Genomic DNA, 18,396 nt, shown 5'->3' with positions numbered 1-18,396 from the left:
GTGACAGGTGTGGTCTCGCCGACGACAGGTTCGGCCGGGAGTCGGCGACGGCGGATCACCGTCGTGACGACGGTGGTGGCCGTCATCGCCGTCTACGTCGGCTCCCTGATCGGCTACGCGCTGCTGGAGCCCGCGCCTCGTCACTTCCAGTTCTCCGAACCGTCGGTCACCGGAGAGACGGTCGTCATCATCCGGTTACGCGAGATGAACGCGATCCAGAACCGTTTGGTGGCCGACGTCCTGCTGCACCCGGGCCCCGAACCGCAGGCAGCCGAAACCGACGACGTCACGATCCGGTTGACCTCCCGAAGCAGTTCGGGCGAGTTGATCTACGTGCATCCCACGCTCTCCGGAAATGACACGACGACTCAACTGGTCGCGGTCGGCGATCCGGACAACTGGCCGTTCGACACCTTCACCACCGACATCATCGGCGTGCAGGCCTTCGTGGGCGGCGGGGCGCAACCCCGCCCGATCGTGGCGCCCGTCATCGTCGCGGGGCAGATCAACGGGTGGGACGTGCGCACCGAGCACGGCAGCGCCGACTCGGTGCCGACGATCCGTTTCAGCACCGAGCGCACCAGGGGAGCGCTCGCATTCGACATCGGGGTCCTGCTGGTGCTGATCGCGCTGCCGGCGGCCGCGCTGTTCGTGGCGATCGAGACGGTGCTCGGTCGTCGAAAGTTTCTGCCGCCGTTGACAACCTGGTTCGCGGCGATGCTGTTCGCGGTGGTTCCGCTGCGAAACCTGTTGCCCGGCGCGCCGCCGGCGGGCGCGTGGATCGATCTCGCGGTGGTCTTGTGGGTGCTGATCGCGTTGGCGGCGGCGATGGTGCTCTACATCGTGGCCTGGTGGCGGCAGAAGGAGTGATCAGGCCGGCCAGTCGCAACCGGTCAGTTCGGCCGACGCGTCCCACAACCGGCGCGCGTTCATCGGATCCACGGCCTTGGGCCGCAACCGCGTCACCTTCGGCCTGCCGATCTGGTTGAAGCGCGGCGCCAGATACGTACCGCTCGGCAGATCCGTCGTCACCGCCTGCAGCGTGGCCCGTGCACCCTGGGCAGGGGTGTGCATCAGGCGCCGAATGCGCCGGTGCTCGCCCATGCCCAGCGATCGGGTGATGTCGGTGTCCGTCGCGCCGGGGTCGGTCGCGTACGCACGCACACCGCGGCGGGCCAGTTCCGCGACGAACAGCAGGTTGGCCAACTTGGATTCGCCGTAGGCGCTCCACTTCGAGTACGTGCGCCGCTGCCAGTTCAGGTCGTCGAGGTGCAGGCTGCAGAACAGGTATGTCGCGCTGGCCACCGAGATCACCCGGTCGGTGATCCGGTCGGCCAACAGGCACGTCAACGCGAAGTGGCCGAGGTGGTTGATGCCGATATGGGCCTCGAAGCCATCGACCGTCCGCGTCAACGGCATCCCCATCACGCCGGCGTTGTTCACCAGCACGTCAACGGATTCCACGGACCCGGCGAACGAGCGCACGCTGGACAGGTCGGCCAGATCGAGGGCGGCCACCTCGACATCTCCGGTGATCTCGTCGGCGGCCCGGCGGCCCTTGTCGACGTCGCGGCAGGCGATCACCACGCGGTGCCCGTCGGCGGCCAGAGCCGCCGCAGTGGCCTTGCCCACGCCGCTGTTACCGCCCGTGACGATGACCCGCATGGTCGTCGATTATGCGGGTGCGGAATACCGGGGCGTCTGCCGGGACTTGGAGAGGGAATGACCGAGATCGACAACATCAACGACTTCAACGCGGGCGTCGTGCAGGAGTTCCGCGCCAACGGCGGCAAGGTCGGCGGACCGTTCGAGGGCGCAAACCTTCTGCTGCTGCACACCACCGGCGCGAAGTCGTCCCAGCCGCGGGTGTCGCCGCTGGCGTACTTTGACGTCGACGACAGGATCTACGTCGTCGGGTCGTACGCCGGCGCCGACAAGGACCCGGCGTGGGTGCACAATCTGCGCGCCGATTCGCGGGTCCGCGTCGAGATCGGCGCAGGCGAATACGACGCCGCCGCCCGTGAGCTGCCCCGTGAGGAGCGCGATGAGCTCTACCCGAAGCTGGTCGAGATCACGCCGGTGTTCGGCGAGTACCAGGCCAAGACCAGCCGGGTCATCCCGGTCTTCGAGCTCGCCCGAGCCTGATCGGTTCAGAGGCGCTCGATGATGGTGGCGTTGGCCATCCCGCCACCCTCACACATCGTCTGCAACGCGTAGCGGCCGCCGCGCTGCTCGAGCGCGTTGACCATCGTGGTCATGATCCGCGCGCCGCTGGCGCCCAGCGGATGACCGATCGCGATCGCGCCCCCGTTGACGTTCGTCTTGGCAAGATCGGCTCCGACTTCCTGCGCCCAGGCCAGGACGACGGGCGCGAACGCCTCGTTGACCTCGAATAGGTCGATGTCGGCGAGCGTCAGCCCGGCACGCTGCAGCACCTTCTCCGTCGCGGGGATGACACCCGTCAGCATGTAGAGCGGATCCGACCCGACGACGGTCATCGAGTGGATGCGCGCGAGCGGACGCAGGCCGAGTCGTGCGGCCACCTCGCTCGTGGTGATCAGCACCGCCGCACTGCCATCGGACAGTGGCGAGGAGTTGCCCGGGGTGATCTCCCAACCGATCTGCGGGAAGCGCTGTTCGTAAGTGGGGTTGTAGAACGCCGGCTTCAGCGCGGCGAGCGTGTCGACGGTCGTACCGGGCCGGATGATCTCGTCGGTGGTCAGGCCGTTGACCGGGATCAGCTCGTCGTCGAAGCGGCCCTCCTTGGTCGCGGCGGCGGCCTTCTCGTGGCTGCCCGCGGAGAACTCGTCGAGCTGTTGACGCGAGAGACCCCACTTCGCGGCGATCAACTCCGCGCTGATGCCCTGGGGCACGAGGCCTTCGGGATACCGCTGCGCCATCGCACCGAACGGATCGCTGCCCGGCAGCACGCTCGAACCCATCGGCACCCGCGACATCGACTCCACCCCGGCGGCGACGACGATGTCGTATGCGCCCGAGATCACGCCCTGGGCGGCGAAGTGGATGGCCTGCTGGCTGCTGCCGCACTGACGGTCGACCGTCGTGCCCGGCACCGACTCCGGGAATCCCGCCCCCAGAAGGGCATTGCGCGCGATGTTGACCGCCTGGTCGCCGACCTGGGTGACCGCCCCGGCGATGACGTCGTCGATCTGCACCGGGTCGATCCCCGTCCTGGCCACCAGTTCCCTCAAGCTGTGTGCGAGCAGGTCAACGGGCAGCACGTCGTGCAGCGCTCCGTTCGGCTTGCCCTTGCCGATCGGGGTGCGAACCGCTCCGACGATCACGGCGTCCCGACCCGAGAATCCGGACATTGCTGCCTCCTCCACGCTGAGTGAACTTGTCTATACCCAGCTATACCAGCTAGGTATAGATGGAACAACTCAGGGGTAGGGTGAATTCCATGACAGTTCTGCAGGGGAGGCTGGCCGACCGGGACGCCTGGTCGGCGGTCGGGGAGTGTCCGATCGAGAAGACGATGGCGGTGCTGGGCACGAAGTCGGCGATGCTCATCATGCGCGAGGCGTACTACGGCACCACTCGGTTCGAAGATTTCTGGCGCCGGGTCGGGATCACCAAAGCCGCCGCGGCGTCGCGGCTTTCGGATCTCGTCGAGGCCGGTCTGCTGGAGCGGCAGCCCTACCAGGAGCCGGGCCAGCGCAGCCGCGACGAGTACGTGCTCACCGAGGCCGGCCGGGAGTTCATGCCGGTGGTCTGGGCGATGTTCGAGTGGGGCAGGCGCCACCTGCCCAACCGCACACCGCTGCGCCTGGCGCACCAGGGGTGCGGCGCGGAGGCCACGGTCGAGATCCGGTGCGCCGAGGGGCACCCCGTACCGCCCGACGAACTGGCGGTGCGGCTGAAGCGGTGAACCCGCCCGTTCGGCGACGCGAGCCTGCGCGCGATGCGTAGGGTGCCGATGTGCTGCATCTGCGCGTCATCTCGCCGACGGATGAGCGCGACGCCGTCATGGCCGTCCTTCAGGACAACCCGGGCGTCACCCACATCGTCATTCACCGCGACGCCGCCGTGGAACCGCGCGGAGACGAGATCACCGCAGACATCGCCAGGGAGTCGGCCAACGAGGTCATCGACGCGCTCAAGAAGTTGCGGGTCAAGGACCGCGGTGCGATCACCCTCGACTTCGTCGACACCGTGCTCTCGGCCCGTGCGTACCGCGCCGAGGACGAGGCCGACGGAGATCCCGCCGACGCGGTGGTGTGGGACGAATTGGCGGTGCGCACCCGCGAGGAATCGAGTCTGAACGTCACCTTCCTGGCCTTCCTGTGTGTGGCCTGCTTGATCGCTTCGATCGGTGTGGTGACCGACTCGCCGGTCACGGTCGTGGGTGCGACGGTGGTGGGCCCCGAGTTCGGACCGCTGGCGGCGCTGGCCGTGTCGCTGGTGCGCCGCCGGAGGTACCTCGCACGACGCGCTGCGCTGGCGCTGCTGGTCGGGTTCCCGGTCGCGATGCTCGTCACATCGGCCGCGGTCCTGGCGGGCGAGGCGATCGGCTGGATCACTGTCACCAGCACCAGCGAACTGGACGAGGTCGACTTCATCTTCCAGGTCGGCCCGCTGTCGTTCGTCGTCGCGTTCCTCGCCGGCACGGCCGGGATGCTGTCGCTGATCACCTCGAAATCCGCTGCGCTCGTGGGTGTTTTCATCTCGGTCATGACCGTGCCCGCCGCGGGCTTCGCGGTCGTCGCCGGCACGGTCGGGGACTGGAACATCGCGGCCAAGTCCGCATCGCAGCTGGCGGTCAACCTGGTCGCGATCGTGCTGGCCGGTGTGCTCGTGCTGTGGACGCGACGGCTGGCCGACCGGAGGCACAGCGCGCCGCGCCGCATCCCGGGGTGACCGGTTACGGTTCTGCACTGATGGCACTTCCGGCACCGAATGTTCCCGACGACCTGCTGGGGAGATACCGCACTGCGCGCGTCCAGCAGGCGCTGTTCGATGTCCGACCGGGTGCAGGTAGCGGCTACGACGAGTTCGTCGACCCCGCAGGCGATATCCGCCCGGCGTGGCAGGAACTGGCCGAATGTGTAGCCGAGCGTGGTCGCCCCGGTCTGGCGCAGCTGCGCGACGTGGTGCGCAGCCTGGTCGACAACGACGGCATCACCTACGTCCAGGTCGACCGCCATGGTTCGGTGGTCGGCCAGCCCGGCACCAACGGCGACGAACCCGCCGATCCGGGGCCGTGGCATCTCGACGCGCTGCCCCTGGTGATCTCGGCCACCGAGTGGAACACGCTGGAATCCGGTCTGCTGCAGCGCTCCCGGCTGCTCGACGCCGTGCTCACCGATCTCTACGGGCCCCAGGTGTCGATCACCAGCGGCGTGCTGCCCGCCCAACTTCTCTTCGCCCACCCCGGTTATGTGCGGGCCGCGCGAGGCGTCGACGTTCCCGGGCGCCACCAGCTGTTCCTGCATGGCTGCGACGTCAGCCGTGTCGGCGACGGCAGTTTCGCGGTCAACGCCGACTGGACACAGGCGCCGTCGGGCGCGGGCTACGCGCTGGCGGACCGGCGCGTCGTCGCGCACGCCGTACCCGACCTCTACGAACGGATCGGCCCGCGGCCCGCGTCGCCGTGGGCGCAGGCGCTCCGTCTCGCGCTCATCGACGCCGCCCCGGAGTCGGCCGAGGAACCGATGGTGGTGGTGCTCAGCCCGGGCATCCACTCCGAGACCGCGTTCGACCAGGCGTATCTGGCGAGCGTCCTGGGCTTCCCCCTGGTCGAGAGCGCCGACCTGGTGGTGCGCGACGGCAAGCTGTGGATGCGGTCGATGGGCACGCTCAAGCGCGTCGACGTGGTGCTGCGCCGCGTCGACGCGGACTGGGCCGACCCGCTGGATCTGCGTTCCGACTCGCGGCTCGGCGTCGCCGGCCTCGTCGAGGCGCTGCGCCGCGGCACCGTGGCCGTCGTCAACACCCTCGGCAGCGGCATCCTGGAAAGCCCCGGGCTGCAGCGGTTTCTGCCCCAGCTCTCGGAACGGCTGCTCGGCGAGTCGCCCGTGCTCGACACCGCACCGATGTACTGGGGTGGCATCGGAACGGAACGCTCGCACCTGCTGGCCCACCTGCCGTCACTGTTGATCAAACCGGTGACGGGCGGGCAAGCGATCGTCGGTCCTGCGCTGTCCACCGAACAGCGCACGCAGCTCGCCTCGTGCATCGAAGCCACACCGTGGCAGTGGGTCGGCCAGGAACTTCCGCAGTTCTCCTCCGCGCCAAGCATTGTGGGCCTGGGCGGGCTCTCGGCGACGAACGTCGGCATGCGGCTGTTCACGGTCGCTCAGCGCGACGGTTACGCGCCGATGATCGGCGGGCTCGGTTATGTGCTGGCACCCGGCGATGCGGCATACACGCTCAACACCGTTGCGGCCAAGGATGTTTGGGTCCGGACGCCTGAGCGGGTCACCGTGGACCGGCTGCCGCCGGTCGAGCTGCCTGCGATCACGCCGAGCGCGACGCGGGCAGTCAGCTCGCCGCGCGTGCTGGCCGACATGTTCTGGGCGGGGCGCTACGCCGAACGCGCCGAGCACATGGCGCGGCTGCTGACCGTGACCAGGGAGCGCTATCACGAATTCCGCTACCGCCGAGACATGGACGGCAGCGAGTGTGTGCCCGTGCTGCTGACCGCACTGGGCCACCTGACCGGCACCGACACCGGCGCCGACGGCGACTACGCGGAGATGGTCGCCACCGCGCAGTCGACGCTGTGGTCGTTGACCGCCGACCGGCACCGCCCGGGGTCGCTGGCGCACTCGGTCGAGCGGCTCGGGCTGGTCACCCGTTCGGTGCGCGACCAGATGTCCAACGACACGTGGATGGTGCTGGCCGCTGTCGAACGCGCGCTGCTCCATCCACCCGCGACGGGACGTCCGGCCTACGAGCCTCCCGATTCGCAGGCCGAGGGCGATGCGTTCCTCACGGCGGCCACCAACCTCACCCTCGCGGGCATGTTGGCGCTCTCGGGTGTGGCGGCCGAGTCGATGATCCGCGACGTCAGCTGGACGATGATGGACATCGGCAAACGCATCGAACGCGGGCTCAACCTCACCGCGCTGCTGAGTGCGACGCTGACCACCGCGCGCAGTCCCGGTGCCGAGCAGACCATCACCGAATCGACGCTCGTGGTGTGTGAGTCATCGGTCATCTACCGACGGCGGATGCTGGGCAAGGTCAGCGTCTCCGCGGTCGCCGAACTGGTGCTGTTCGACATCGACAATCCGCGCTCGCTGGCCTACCAGCTGGAGCGGCTGCGCACGGGACTCAAGGCGCTGCCGGGCTCCTCGGGTTCATCACGCCCCGAGCGGATGGTCGACGAGATCGGTACCCGGCTGCGGCGGCTCGACCCTGACGACCTCGAGGAGATCGCCGACGGTCGGCGCACCGAGCTCGCCGCCCTGCTCGACGGTATGCACCGCGACCTTCGCGAACTGTCGAACGTGATCACCGCGACGCATCTGTCGCTGCCCGGCGGTATGCAGCATCTGTGGGGCCCGGACGAGCGGAGGTTGATGCCGTGACCGCCTTTCCGGACGGTCCGACGTCGTCGGCCGCCAGCCGCACCTACCGCATCACCCACCGCACGGTGTACCGCTACGCCGCCGATGTCACGAGTTCCTACGGCCGAGGATTCCTCACTCCCCGAGACACCGCGCGTCAGCGCGGCCTGTCGCACGAACTCGAGATCGATCCACCCGCCGCGGACAGCTCGACCAGCCGCGACGTCTACGGCAACATCAGCTCGTACTTCCATGTCACCGAACGTCACCAGACGTTGTCGGTGACCAGCCGTTCGGTCGTCGAGGTCGATCCGCCGCCGCCGACCCTGTACGGGGCCGGTTCGGCGTTGGCGCCGTGGGAGATCGCCCGCCCGGTCGGCGCGGAGGCGGCGCTGGCCACCGAGTTCACCCTCGACCTGCAGCCGCCCGAGATCACACCGGCCCTACGCGATTACGCGGCACCGAGTTTCGAGCCCGAACGACCTCTGATCGAGGCGCTGCGGGACCTGACGCACCGGATCTACTCCGACTTCACCTACCGCTCGGGGTCGACGACGGTGTCGACTCAGGCCAGCGAGGTTTTGGCGGCACGCGAAGGGGTATGTCAGGACTTTGCACGGCTGGCCATCGCCTGCCTGCGCGCCAATGGGTTGGCCGCCAGTTATGTGTCCGGATATCTGGCGACCGATCCACCCCCCGGGAAGGAACGGATGATCGGTATCGACGCGACCCACGCATGGGCCGCCGTGTGGACACCGCAGAACCAGTGGCTGGGGCTCGATCCCACCAACGACCAGATGGTCGACGAGCGCTACATCACCGTCGGATACGGACGTGACTACGCCGACGTCCCACCCTTGCGTGGCATCATCTACACCGATTCGCAAAGCAGCGAGATCGACGTCGCGGTTGACGTCGAACCGTTCGAGGGGGGCGTGCTGCATGCGTGACTTCCTGTGCCCCAACTGCGGTCAGCGCCTCGCGTTCGAGAACTCGCTGTGCCTGTCGTGTGGTCGGCCGCTCGGATTCTCGCTCGATGACATGGCGCTGTTGGTCATCGCCTCCGGGGAAGAGCAGAGCCAGGCCGGCTTCGTCGACGGCGACAAGTACCAGCTGTGCGCGAACATGCATCTGGCCGAATGCAACTGGCTGGTGGAGAAGACGCCCGACCACAAGCTGTGCGAAGCGTGCAGCCTCACCCGCACCCGACCCCAGGACTCCGACACCAAGGCGCTCGCGGCATTCGCCGACGCCGAACGCGCCAAGCGGCGGCTGCTGGTCGAACTGCACGAACTCAAGTTGCCGATCATCGGCCGTGACGAGGACCCCGATTACGGCCTGGCCTTCGACCTGCTCTCCAGCGAGCACCACAAAGTGTTCACGGGCCACGAAAACGGCGTAATCACCTTGGATCTCGCCGAGGGCGACGACGTACACCGCGAGCAGCTGCGCAAGGCGATGGGCGAACCGTACCGCACACTGCTCGGCCATTTCCGCCACGAGGTCGGGCACTATTACTACTACCGCCTGGTCAGCGTGTCACCCGAATACGACGCCCGGTTCCGCGAACTGTTCGGCGATCCCGACGCCGACTACCAAGCGGCCCTTGACCGCCACTACAACGAAGGCCCGCCCGACAACTGGGGGAAGAGCTTCGTCTCCTCCTACGCCACCATGCATCCCGCCGAGGACTGGGCGGAGACGTTCGCGCACTACCTGCACATCCGCGACACCCAGGACACGGCGGCGGCCTTCGGGGTCGCGCCCGCTGCCGCGACATTCGAGCGAAAGGTGTTGGGCCCAAGCAGCTTCGACGCGATCATCGAAATGTGGATACCCCTGTCATGGGCACTGAACATGCTGAACCGCTCGATGGGCAAGGAAGATCTCTACCCGTTCGTGCTGCCTGCTCCGGTCCTCGAGAAGATGCGTTTCATCCACACGGTCGTCGAAGAGGTCACCCAGGGGTGATGCCGTCGGCCAGCAGTTCGCGGGCCTCGGCACTGCCGTCGAGCTGACGGGATCGCCGTTCGATGATGGCCCATCGTCCGTCGCTGCGCCGCAACCGGAAGTGGTTGGCGCCCGCCCGCGATACCGCGAAGCCGTCGTCGTGGCGGGTCACCAACACCGAATCGCAGATCGCCACCGCCTCGTCGCCGTCCACGGTGACCACCGCGGGTCCCAGGAAGTGGCAGCAGCCGCGGCGGATCAAGCCCTGGTGTGCGCCCGAGCGCACCATCGCCGCGACCTCGTCGCGTCCGGCCATGTGCCACCCCTCGACGTCGTAACTGCCGTCCTCTGCCCAAAGATCCGCTGCCGCATCGGCTTCACCCGCGTCCACCAGGGGCCCGTAGGACGCGATCATCCGCTCGATCGCACGCTCGTCCTCGATGCGGCGGAGACGCCGCTCCAGGTCCGCCAGCTCGGTCATCGGCTTTCCCTCTCGCCCAACAACTTGCGCATCATCCGATCGGTGCCCAGCACCACCTTCGCGCGGTCGGGATCGTTACGGCGGGCGACGTCGTCGGCGTTACCGCCCGCCACGTACACCGGCCCGTTGGCCAACTGCTCCAGACCTTCTCGCGCGACGTCCTCGGGTTCGGCCACTCGCAGCCCGGGCACATCGAAGTTCAGGCCCACCCGCTCCATCGCGGGTGTGCGGGTCACGCCGAGAACGAGTTCGAGAACGTCCACGTCGTACTCGCGCAGCTCGAGCCACAAACTCTCGGCGAAGATGCGGCCGAACGCCTTCACCCCGCCGTAGACCGTGTGCCGCACCGAACCCAGGTAACCGGCCATCGAGCCCACCATGAGGATTCCGCCGCGGCGGCGCTCACGCATCGGACGGCCGAAGTGCTGCACCATCGCCAGCATGGTGCCGATGTTCAGGTCGATCACCCGTTGGAAGTCGTCGAGCGCTCCGTCGAGGAACTGCTCGCTGCACGTGTTGGCGCCGGCGTTGTAGATCAGCAAGCCGACCTCGATGTCGTCGGTGACGCCCGCGGTGCGCTGCAGCGCATCGGAATCCGTCAGGTCGACGGCGAGCGTTCGAACCTCCACACCGCTGCGGCGGCAGTCCTCGGCCGTGCGCTCGAGCGCGTCGGGTTTCCGTGCGATCAACACGAGGTTGATCCCCGCGTCGGCAAGTCGGTGGGCGAACGAGGCGCCGACGCCTTCGGAACCGCCGGCGATCACCGCCCATGGTCCGTATCGAGCGAGATCCGTCATGCCCCGCATTGTCGCCGACGCGCCGGGCGCGCCGTCGTGGGCTGTCGCGGACGCGGCCCTAGGATCGCCCGGTGGCTGATCGATATGGATTCGACGTCCTGGCCGACAACCCGCACCAGCGCAGGGCCCGCTCCACCGAACAACCGGCCGAGATCGGCCTCGTCGTCGAGGATGCGCAGACGGGATACGTCGGCGCGATCGTGCGGATCGAGTACGGCCGGATGGAACTCGAGGACCGCAACGGACGGCGCAAGCCGTTCCCGATCGGGCCGGGCTACCTGATCGACGGCAAGCCGGTGATCCTGACCGCGCCGAAAAAGTCCGCGCCCAAGACGACCCGCACCGCGTCCGGGTCGGTGGCGGTGCACGGCGCGCGGGCGAAGGTCGCGCTGGCCAGCCGCATCTACGTCGAGGGCCGACACGACGCCGAACTCGTCGAGCAGGTCTGGGGCGACGATCTCCGGATCGAGGGGGTCGTGGTCGAACACCTCGGCGGCGTCGACGATCTCGTCGCGATCGTCGAGGACTTCCGGCCCGGGCCCGGCCGCCGGCTCGGCGTGCTCGTCGACCACTTGGTGGCGGGTTCGAAGGAGGCCCGGATCGCGGACGCGGTCCGACGCGGCCCGGGCGGACCCCACACGTTGGTCGTCGGCCATCCGTTCATCGACATCTGGCAGGCCGTCAAACCCGAGCGGCTGGGCGTCGAGCGATGGCCCGTCGTGCCGAAGGGCGTCGACTGGAAGACCGGCGTGTGCCGGGCACTGGGCTGGCCGGCGGCCGGCCAGGCCGACACCGCGCGCGCCTGGCAGCGCATCCGCAAGCGGGTGCGCGACTGGAACGACCTGGAACCCGCGCTGATCGGGCGCGTGGAGGAGCTCATCGACTTCGTCACGCAACCCGCGTCGTGACGGCGTGGTAAGCAGAAGGCGTGTCCGACGGTCTGTTCGACGTCCCCGGTGAGGCCCCCACGCCGGCGGCTGGTGCCGTCGGTGCGTCGGCACCGCTGGCGGTACGGATGCGGCCGGCCACGCTCGACGAGGTCGTCGGGCAGGACCACCTGCTGCAGCCGGGCTCGCCGCTGCGCCGGATGGTCGAGGGCTCCGGTGCGGCCTCGGTCATCCTCTACGGGCCGCCGGGTACCGGTAAGACCACGCTCGCGTCGCTGATCTCACAGGCCACGGGCCGCCGATTCGAGGCCCTGTCGGCGCTGTCGGCGGGGGTCAAAGAGGTTCGCGCCGTCATCGACGTCGCCAGGCGCGCCGCCGCATACGGCGAGCAGACGGTGCTGTTCATCGACGAGGTGCACCGGTTCTCCAAGACACAGCAGGACGCGCTGCTGTCCGCGGTCGAGAACCGCGTCGTGGCGCTGGTCGCGGCGACCACCGAGAACCCGTCGTTCTCGGTCGTGGCCCCGCTGCTGTCGCGGTCGCTGATCCTGCAACTGCAGCCGCTCGACGCCGACGCGGTGCGCACGCTGGTCCGCCGCGCCATCGACGACCCTCGCGGCCTCGCGGGCCGGGTCGAGGTCACCGACGAAGCCGTGGACCTGCTGGTATCGCTGTCCGCGGGCGATGCCCGCCGCGCGTTGACCGCGCTCGAGGTGGCCGCCGAGGCGGGCGAGAAGGTGACGGTCGAGACCATCGAGCAGTCGCTGGACAAGGCCGCCGTGCGCTACGACCGCGATGGCGATCAGCACTACGACGTGATCAGCGCGTTCATCAAGTCGGTCCGCGGCTCCGACGTCGACGCGGCGCTGCACTACCTGTCGCGGATGCTGGTCGCGGGGGAGGACCCGCGGTTTGTGGCGCGGCGGTTGATGATCCTGGCCAGCGAGGACATCGGCATGGCGGATCCGACCGCGCTGCAGACCGCGGTGGCCGCCGCCCAGACCGTGCAGCTGATCGGCATGCCCGAAGCGCAGCTCACGCTCGCGCACGCCACGGTGCATCTCGCGACGGCACCCAAGTCGAACGCGGTGACCACTGCGCTCGGAGCGGCGATGGCCGACATCCGGGCGGGGAAGGCCGGGATGGTCCCACCGCATCTGCGCGACGGCCACTACTCCGGCGCGCAGAAGCTGGGGAACGCGATCGGGTACAAGTACAGCCACGACGACCCCGATGGCGTTGTGTCTCAACAGTATCCACCCGACGAGCTGGTCGGCGTCGATTACTACAGGCCGACCTCTCACGGTGCCGAGCGCGAGATCGCCACCCGGCTCGACAAGCTGCGCGCGATCATCCGTCGCAAGCGCTGATTCGACCGTTGACACCCCGCCGAACGGCGTCTACGTTGGTATTCAACCAAAACGTTGATCAAAATAGAGGTTGATTATTGGAGCGTGATGGCGATGAGGAGTCCCGGCTCGACCGCGCATTCCTTGCACTGGCCGACCCCGTGCGGCGCGCCATCGTGGCGCGGCTGTCGCGGGGACCGGCGACGGTCAACGAGCTCGCCGAACCGTTCGACATCACCAAACAGGCGGTGTCCAAACACATTCAGGTGCTCGAGCAGGCGGGACTGGTCACCAGGACCCGCGATGCGCAGCGTCGGCCCGTACACCTGGATGCCGCCGCGCTCGAGCGGCTGACCGCATGGATCGACCGGTACCGGCTCGACGCCGAACGCAGCTACCGCCGGCTGGACACCCTGCTGGCCGACATGACCGCCACCACTGAGAAAGGAACCGACACATGAGCAACGCACTCGACCTCACGGCCCCGGTGGACACCCTGGCCATGGAGTTCACCAGGGAATTCGACGCACCCGTCGAGGCCCTGTTCCGCGCGCACGCCGAACCCGACCTGGTCAAGCGGTGGCTCGGTCCGCGCCGGCTCGAGATGACGATCGAGGAGTGGGAGTTCAGAAGCCACGGCGGATATCGCTACACGCACAAAGACGAGGACGGCGCCTACGGCTTCAACGGAACCTTCCACACAGTCCGCGACAACGAGTTCATCCTGCAGACGTTCGAGTTCGAGGGGGCGCCCGATCAGGTCAACATCGAGTACCTGTGGTTCGAGGATCTGGGCGGTGGCCGCAGCAGGTTGCGGGGCAGGTCGATCTGCCCGACCGTCGAGGCCAGAGACGCGCTGATGGCCTCCGGCATGGAGGGCGGGATGACGGAAGGCTACGAGAGACTCGACGAGCTGCTGAAAACGGAGTTGTCGAAAGTTCTGTGACAGAAGCGATCCCGGCTGCCGGGGGGCGCAGCCGGGATCGCCTGGGTGGTTAGGTCAGCGCAGGACGCCGCCGCGACGGCCGCCCATCATGCCGGTGCGCCTGCGCCCCATGAGCGCGGACGCGATGGCCACGCCGATGACGGCGACGACCAGCTGGCAGAGCAACTCGATCCAGTCGACACCCTTCGTGGCGGTCGGCAGGCCGAGCGCGTTGGCCAGCCAAGTGCCGATCAGCGCCGACACGATGCCGACGAGAACGGTCACGATGATCCCGATGGGCTGCCTGCCGGGCAGTATCAAGCGGGCGAGCAGGCCGATCACTGCGCCGATGACGATTGCGGTGAGAAAGCCGGTGACGGTCATGTTTCCTCCAGGGTCTCGGGGTGCAGCTGACATACCCCGACACCGGCGTCAATAAACGAAACGGTTCCGCGGGTTGGCGATCAGACCAGTTCTGGGATTCGCAGATGTGCGACCGCGAGCTCGAACTCGCCGAGGTCGACGATGTCGGCGCCCAGTTCGCGGGTGCGGGCGTTGCGCAGCTCCCTGGCCTGCTCTCGGTTGCCCACCATGGCGTCATGGCTGTCGAAGGTCGCCGACGACACCGCCCGGCCTGAATCGGGGTTGATCAGATAGCTGGCGCTGCAGAACCCGTCGAGCGCCTCCAGCGCCGGCAGCACATCGGTCTTGTAGAAGTCGATCGAGCGCGCGATGTGCTCGCGGGGCACCCGCAGCCAGGTGACCCGGACGCAGGCACCCTCCGCCGAGCGGTGATCGCGGTGCATGACGCCGATCCGCCACTGATCGACCGTCGCCTCGCCACCGAGGACGTCGGCGGCTCGGTCGCGCAACGGGGCCGCCCGCTCGGCGCTCGCGCGCAGTGCGTCGTCCGACTCCCAGGCGCTGGTCGCGATGCAGTGCCCGGATTCCCGGTCCACCAACAGCGACAAGCCGATGTACCCGTCCATGGCCTCCAGCGCGGGCATGACCTCGGACCGGATGACCGCGATGCCCTCGTTGATCGACGACGGGCGGGCTTGAAGGGTGGTAGAGCGTGCGTACACGGCGTCCCCCTTTGTTCGGGGCAGCGCCCCAGCGGCGCCGCCGGACCACCTCTCAGCTTCCTCTTGAGCGGTGGCCGATACAACGAATTCGGCGAGCCGCCTCGTACGCTCGATGGCGTGGACTCCGACGTGCTGAACATCGAGACCGGCCAACGCCGCATCATCGACCTGACCGACGCGGTGCGCTCGTTCTGCGGCGGCCGCGGCGACGGTTTGTGCAGCGTCTTCGTGCCGCACGCGACCGCGGGTGTGGCGATCATCGAGACGGGTGCGGGCTCCGACGACGACCTCGTCGAGACGCTCGAACGCCTGCTGCCGCGGGACGACCGTTACCGCCACTCGCACGGCTCGCCGGGACACGGCGCCGACCATGTGTTGCCCGCGCTGGTGTCACCGTCGGTGACCCTGCCCGTCGAGGACGGCGAGCCGCAGCTCGGCACCTGGCAGAGCATCGTGCTCGTCGACCTCAACCGCGACAACCCGAAAAGGAAGGTCCGGCTGAGCTTCATCGGCGGTTGACGTGACGTCGGTGACACCCGGAGAAGTCTGACCAGGGCACTGCAGGCCGCACCCGATCGTTGACTTTTCGGCGTGACAACCGCGACCGGTACTGTAGTGCGGTCGAATAGTCGCAGGTACCAGCGAAACTTCAAGGATGTATCAGACGTGCAGACACACGAGATCAGGAAGCGTTTCCTCGATCACTTCGTGAACGCGGGCCACACCGAGGTGCCGAGCGCCTCGGTGATACTCGACGACCCGAACCTGCTGTTCGTCAACGCCGGCATGGTGCAGTTCGTGCCCTACTTCCTCGGGCAGCAGAGCCCGCCGTGGAAGCGGGCCACCAGCATCCAGAAGTGCATCCGCACGCCCGACATCGACGAGGTGGGCATCACCACCCGGCACAACACCTTCTTCCAGATGGCGGGCAACTTCTCCTTCGGCGACTACTTCAAGAAGGGCGCCATCGAGTTCGCCTGGACGCTGCTGACCAACCCGGTCGACCAGGGCGGATACGGCCTCGACCCGGAACGCCTGTGGGCGACGGTCTACCTCGACGACGACGAGGCGATGGAGCTCTGGCAGCAGGTCGCCGGGTTGCCGCCCGAGCGGATCCAGCGTCGCGGGATGGCCGACAACTACTGGTCCATGGGCATCCCCGGGCCCTGCGGGCCGTCCTCGGAGATCTACTACGACCGCGGGCCCGAGTACGGCGTCGAGGGCGGCCCCGTCGCGAACGAGGACCGCTACATCGAGATCTGGAATCTCGTGTTCATGCAGAACGAGCGCGGCGAAGGCACCTCGAAGGAGGACTTCGAGATCCTCGGACCGCTGCCGCGGAAGAACATCGACACCGGCATGGGCGTCGAGCGCGTCGCCTGCCTGCTGCAGGGCGTCGACAACGTCTACGAGACCGACCTGTTGCGTCCGGCCATCGACCTGGTGGCTGCGCGCGCCCCCCGGGGCTACGGGCAGGGCAACCACACCGACGACGTGCGCTACCGCATCATCGCCGACCACAGCCGGACGGCGGCCATCATCATCGGCGACGGTGTGAGCCCGGGCAACGAGGGCCGCGGATACGTGCTGCGCCGCCTGCTGCGCCGGATCATCCGCGCCGCGAAACTGCTCGGTGTGGAACAGCCGATCATGGCCGATCTGATGGCCACCGTGCGCGACGCGATGGGTCCGTCCTACCCCGAACTGGTGGCCGACTTCGACCGCATCGAGCGGATCGCCGTTGCCGAGGAGACCGCGTTCAACAGGACGCTTGCCTCCGGTTCGCGCCTGTTCGACGAGGCGGCCACCGCGACGAAGGCAAAGGGCACGACGGTGCTGTCCGGCTCGGACGCCTTCACGCTGCACGACACCTACGGCTTCCCGATCGAACTGACGCTGGAGATGGCCGCCGAGCACGGGCTGTCCGTCGACGAGGAGGGCTTCCGCGGGCTGATGGCCGAACAGCGACAGCGCGCCAAGGCCGACGCCGCGGCGCGCAAGCAGGCGCACTCGGACCTGTCGGCCTACCGCGACCTGGTCGACTCGGGTCCGACCGAGTTCACCGGGTTCGACGAGTTGACTTCCGAGGCAAGGATTCTCGGTATCTTCGTCGACGGCAAGCGCGTGCCCGTCGTTTCGCACAACGGTGCCGGTTTCGGCGGCTCGGCCGCCGGTGGGGGCCCGCCTCCCGACCGCATCGAGTTGATCCTCGACCGCACGCCGTTCTACGCCGAGTCCGGCGGCCAGATCGCCGACGAGGGCACGATCAGCGGATCGGGTGCGTCAACGGCGGCCAAGGCGGCGGTAACCGACGTGCAGAAGATCGCGAAAACCCTGTGGTCGCACCGCGTCAACGTGGAGTCCGGCGAATTCGTCGAGGGCGACACGGTCGTCGCCGCGGTGGACCCGAAGTGGCGCCACGGCGCCACCCAGGGGCACTCCGGTACGCACATGGTGCACGCCGCGCTGCGACAGGTGTTGGGGCCCAACGCGGTTCAGGCGGGTTCGCTGAACCGCCCCGGCTATCTGCGATTCGACTTCAATTGGCAGGGTGCGCTTTCCGAAGATCAGCGCACCCAGATCGAAGAGGTGACCAACGAGGCGGTCGAAGCCGACTTCGAGGTCCACACGTTCACCACCGAGTTGGAGAAGGCCAAGTCGATGGGCGCCATCGCGCTGTTCGGCGAGCAGTATCCCGAGCAGGTTCGCGTGGTCGAGATCGGCGGTCCGTTCTCGCTGGAGCTGTGCGGCGGCACCCACGTGCACAACTCCGCGCAGATCGGTCCGGTCACCATCCTCGGCGAGTCGTCGGTGGGCTCCGGGGTGCGCCGGGTCGAGGCGTACGTGGGCCTGGAGTCGTTCCGCCACCTGGCCAAGGAGCGGGCGTTGATGGCCGGGCTCGCCTCGACGTTGAAGGTGCCGTCGGAAGAGGTGCCGGCGCGGGTGGCGAACCTGGTGGAGCGGCTGCGCGCCGCCGAGAAGGAACTCGATCGGCTGCGCCTGGCCAACGCCCGCGCCGCAGCAGCGAATGCCGCCGCGGGTGCAGAGCTTGTCGGTAAGGTCCGTCTCGTGGCGCAGCGGATGGCCGGAGGGATGTCGGCCGGTGACCTGCGCACCCTTGTCGGTGACATCCGCGGCAAGCTCGGCAGTGATCCCGCCGTCGTCGCGTTGATCGCCGAGGGGGACAACGACAGCGTCCCCTTCGTGGTCGCGGTCAACCCGGCCGCGCAGGATCTGGGCTTCAACGCCAACGATCTGGTGAAGACGTTGGGCGCGGCGGTCAACGGCCGTGGTGGCGGAAAGGCCGATCTGGCACAGGGTTCCGGCAAGGGGGCAGCTGGAATCGACGCAGCGCTGACCGCACTGCGAGCAGAGATCGACCGGGGCTAG

The 18,396-nt window shown here is 68.2% G+C and carries 19 protein-coding genes; 13 read left to right on the top strand and 6 right to left on the bottom strand.

From position 1 onward, the window contains the following. On the top strand, positions 1–870 hold the full coding sequence (locus A5752_RS22530; RefSeq protein ID WP_231983484.1) for a DUF8686 domain-containing protein: 870 nt from the start codon (positions 1–3) through the stop codon (positions 868–870). Here the strand turns inward: A5752_RS22530 and A5752_RS22525 are convergent, their stop codons facing one another. Next, positions 871–1,665 (bottom strand): SDR family NAD(P)-dependent oxidoreductase, encoded by a 795-nt coding sequence (locus tag A5752_RS22525; protein WP_067090454.1) that lies wholly within the window; start codon positions 1,663–1,665, stop codon positions 871–873. Between the two features lie 57 nt (positions 1,666–1,722). Here A5752_RS22525 and A5752_RS22520 point away from each other — a divergent pair, with 57 nt between their 5' ends. Continuing rightward, positions 1,723–2,145 carry a nitroreductase family deazaflavin-dependent oxidoreductase gene (locus A5752_RS22520; RefSeq protein WP_067090451.1) on the top strand — a complete coding sequence of 141 codons (423 nt, stop codon included), beginning with the start codon at positions 1,723–1,725 and terminating at the stop codon, positions 2,143–2,145. 5 nt (positions 2,146–2,150) lie between these two features. Here A5752_RS22520 and A5752_RS22515 read toward each other — a convergent pair whose 3' ends face one another. Then, on the bottom strand, positions 2,151–3,332 hold the full coding sequence (locus A5752_RS22515) for a thiolase family protein (protein ID WP_067090448.1): 1,182 nt from the start codon (positions 3,330–3,332) through the stop codon (positions 2,151–2,153). Positions 3,333–3,421: 89 nt separating this feature from the next. On the opposite strand from A5752_RS22515, the gene A5752_RS22510 reads away from it, so the two are divergent. Genes A5752_RS22510 through A5752_RS22490 form a run of 5 tightly spaced genes read left to right on the top strand, consistent with a single transcriptional unit; the run spans position 3,422 to position 9,503 of the window. After that, positions 3,422–3,889 (top strand): winged helix-turn-helix transcriptional regulator, encoded by a 468-nt coding sequence (locus A5752_RS22510; RefSeq protein ID WP_067090445.1) that lies wholly within the window; start codon positions 3,422–3,424, stop codon positions 3,887–3,889. A 50-nt stretch (positions 3,890–3,939) separates the two neighbouring features. Beyond that, positions 3,940–4,878: a DUF389 domain-containing protein gene (locus A5752_RS22505; RefSeq protein ID WP_067090442.1), complete on the top strand. Its 939-nt coding sequence runs from the start codon at positions 3,940–3,942 to the stop codon at positions 4,876–4,878. Positions 4,879–4,898: 20 nt separating this feature from the next. Then, positions 4,899–7,553 carry a circularly permuted type 2 ATP-grasp protein gene (locus tag A5752_RS22500; RefSeq protein ID WP_067090500.1) on the top strand — a complete coding sequence of 885 codons (2,655 nt, stop codon included), beginning with the start codon at positions 4,899–4,901 and terminating at the stop codon, positions 7,551–7,553. Continuing rightward, complete coding sequence (locus tag A5752_RS22495) at positions 7,550–8,482, top strand: transglutaminase family protein (protein WP_067090439.1); 933 nt, start codon at positions 7,550–7,552, stop codon at positions 8,480–8,482. The genes A5752_RS22500 and A5752_RS22495 overlap by 4 nt, the downstream gene beginning before the upstream one ends. Beyond that, positions 8,475–9,503, top strand: coding sequence for a zinc-binding metallopeptidase family protein (locus A5752_RS22490; protein WP_067090436.1), 1,029 nt, complete (start codon positions 8,475–8,477; stop codon positions 9,501–9,503). Before A5752_RS22495 ends, A5752_RS22490 begins: the two co-directional genes overlap by 8 nt. On the opposite strand, the gene A5752_RS22485 is transcribed toward A5752_RS22490, so the two are convergent. Together A5752_RS22485 and A5752_RS22480 are read right to left on the bottom strand one after the other, a co-directional pair. Then, on the bottom strand, positions 9,490–9,963 hold the full coding sequence (locus A5752_RS22485; RefSeq protein ID WP_067090434.1) for a nuclear transport factor 2 family protein: 474 nt from the start codon (positions 9,961–9,963) through the stop codon (positions 9,490–9,492). The genes A5752_RS22490 and A5752_RS22485 overlap by 14 nt on opposite strands. Continuing rightward, positions 9,960–10,760, bottom strand: a complete 801-nt coding sequence (locus A5752_RS22480) for an SDR family NAD(P)-dependent oxidoreductase (RefSeq protein ID WP_067090431.1) — start codon at positions 10,758–10,760, stop codon at positions 9,960–9,962. Before A5752_RS22480 ends, A5752_RS22485 begins: the two co-directional genes overlap by 4 nt. Positions 10,761–10,831: 71 nt before the next feature. On the opposite strand from A5752_RS22480, the gene A5752_RS22475 reads away from it, so the two are divergent. From A5752_RS22475 to A5752_RS22460, 4 genes are all read left to right on the top strand, one after another. After that, a complete protein-coding gene (locus A5752_RS22475; RefSeq protein WP_067090428.1) occupies positions 10,832–11,668 on the top strand; it encodes a DUF3097 domain-containing protein in 837 nt (278 codons plus the stop codon). 20 nt (positions 11,669–11,688) lie between these two features. Continuing rightward, positions 11,689–13,017: a replication-associated recombination protein A gene (locus A5752_RS22470; protein ID WP_067090424.1), complete on the top strand. Its 1,329-nt coding sequence runs from the start codon at positions 11,689–11,691 to the stop codon at positions 13,015–13,017. Between the two features lie 77 nt (positions 13,018–13,094). Further along, positions 13,095–13,457 (top strand): ArsR/SmtB family transcription factor, encoded by a 363-nt coding sequence (locus A5752_RS22465; RefSeq protein ID WP_067090421.1) that lies wholly within the window; start codon positions 13,095–13,097, stop codon positions 13,455–13,457. Next, positions 13,454–13,942: an SRPBCC family protein gene (locus A5752_RS22460; RefSeq protein ID WP_067090418.1), complete on the top strand. Its 489-nt coding sequence runs from the start codon at positions 13,454–13,456 to the stop codon at positions 13,940–13,942. The genes A5752_RS22465 and A5752_RS22460 overlap by 4 nt, the downstream gene beginning before the upstream one ends. A 54-nt stretch (positions 13,943–13,996) precedes the next feature. On the opposite strand, the gene A5752_RS22455 is transcribed toward A5752_RS22460, so the two are convergent. Then, a complete protein-coding gene (locus A5752_RS22455) occupies positions 13,997–14,305 on the bottom strand; it encodes a GlsB/YeaQ/YmgE family stress response membrane protein (RefSeq protein ID WP_067090414.1) in 309 nt (102 codons plus the stop codon). Between the two features lie 80 nt (positions 14,306–14,385). Continuing rightward, positions 14,386–15,006, bottom strand: coding sequence for an antibiotic biosynthesis monooxygenase (locus tag A5752_RS22450; protein ID WP_067090412.1), 621 nt, complete (start codon positions 15,004–15,006; stop codon positions 14,386–14,388). Between the two features lie 117 nt (positions 15,007–15,123). Between A5752_RS22450 and A5752_RS22445 the strand changes: the two genes are divergently transcribed. Both A5752_RS22445 and alaS read left to right on the top strand, forming a co-directional pair. After that, complete coding sequence (locus A5752_RS22445) at positions 15,124–15,525, top strand: secondary thiamine-phosphate synthase enzyme YjbQ (RefSeq protein WP_067090409.1); 402 nt, start codon at positions 15,124–15,126, stop codon at positions 15,523–15,525. 147 nt (positions 15,526–15,672) lie between these two features. After that, complete coding sequence (gene alaS / locus A5752_RS22440) at positions 15,673–18,396, top strand: alanine--tRNA ligase (protein ID WP_067090407.1); 2,724 nt, start codon at positions 15,673–15,675, stop codon at positions 18,394–18,396.

It is taken from the genome of Mycobacterium sp. 852002-51961_SCH5331710, from assembly GCF_001665535.1.
Classification (GTDB): Bacteria; Actinomycetota; Actinomycetes; order Mycobacteriales; family Mycobacteriaceae; genus Mycobacterium.
This window is presented reverse-complemented; position numbering and strand designations above follow the sequence as displayed.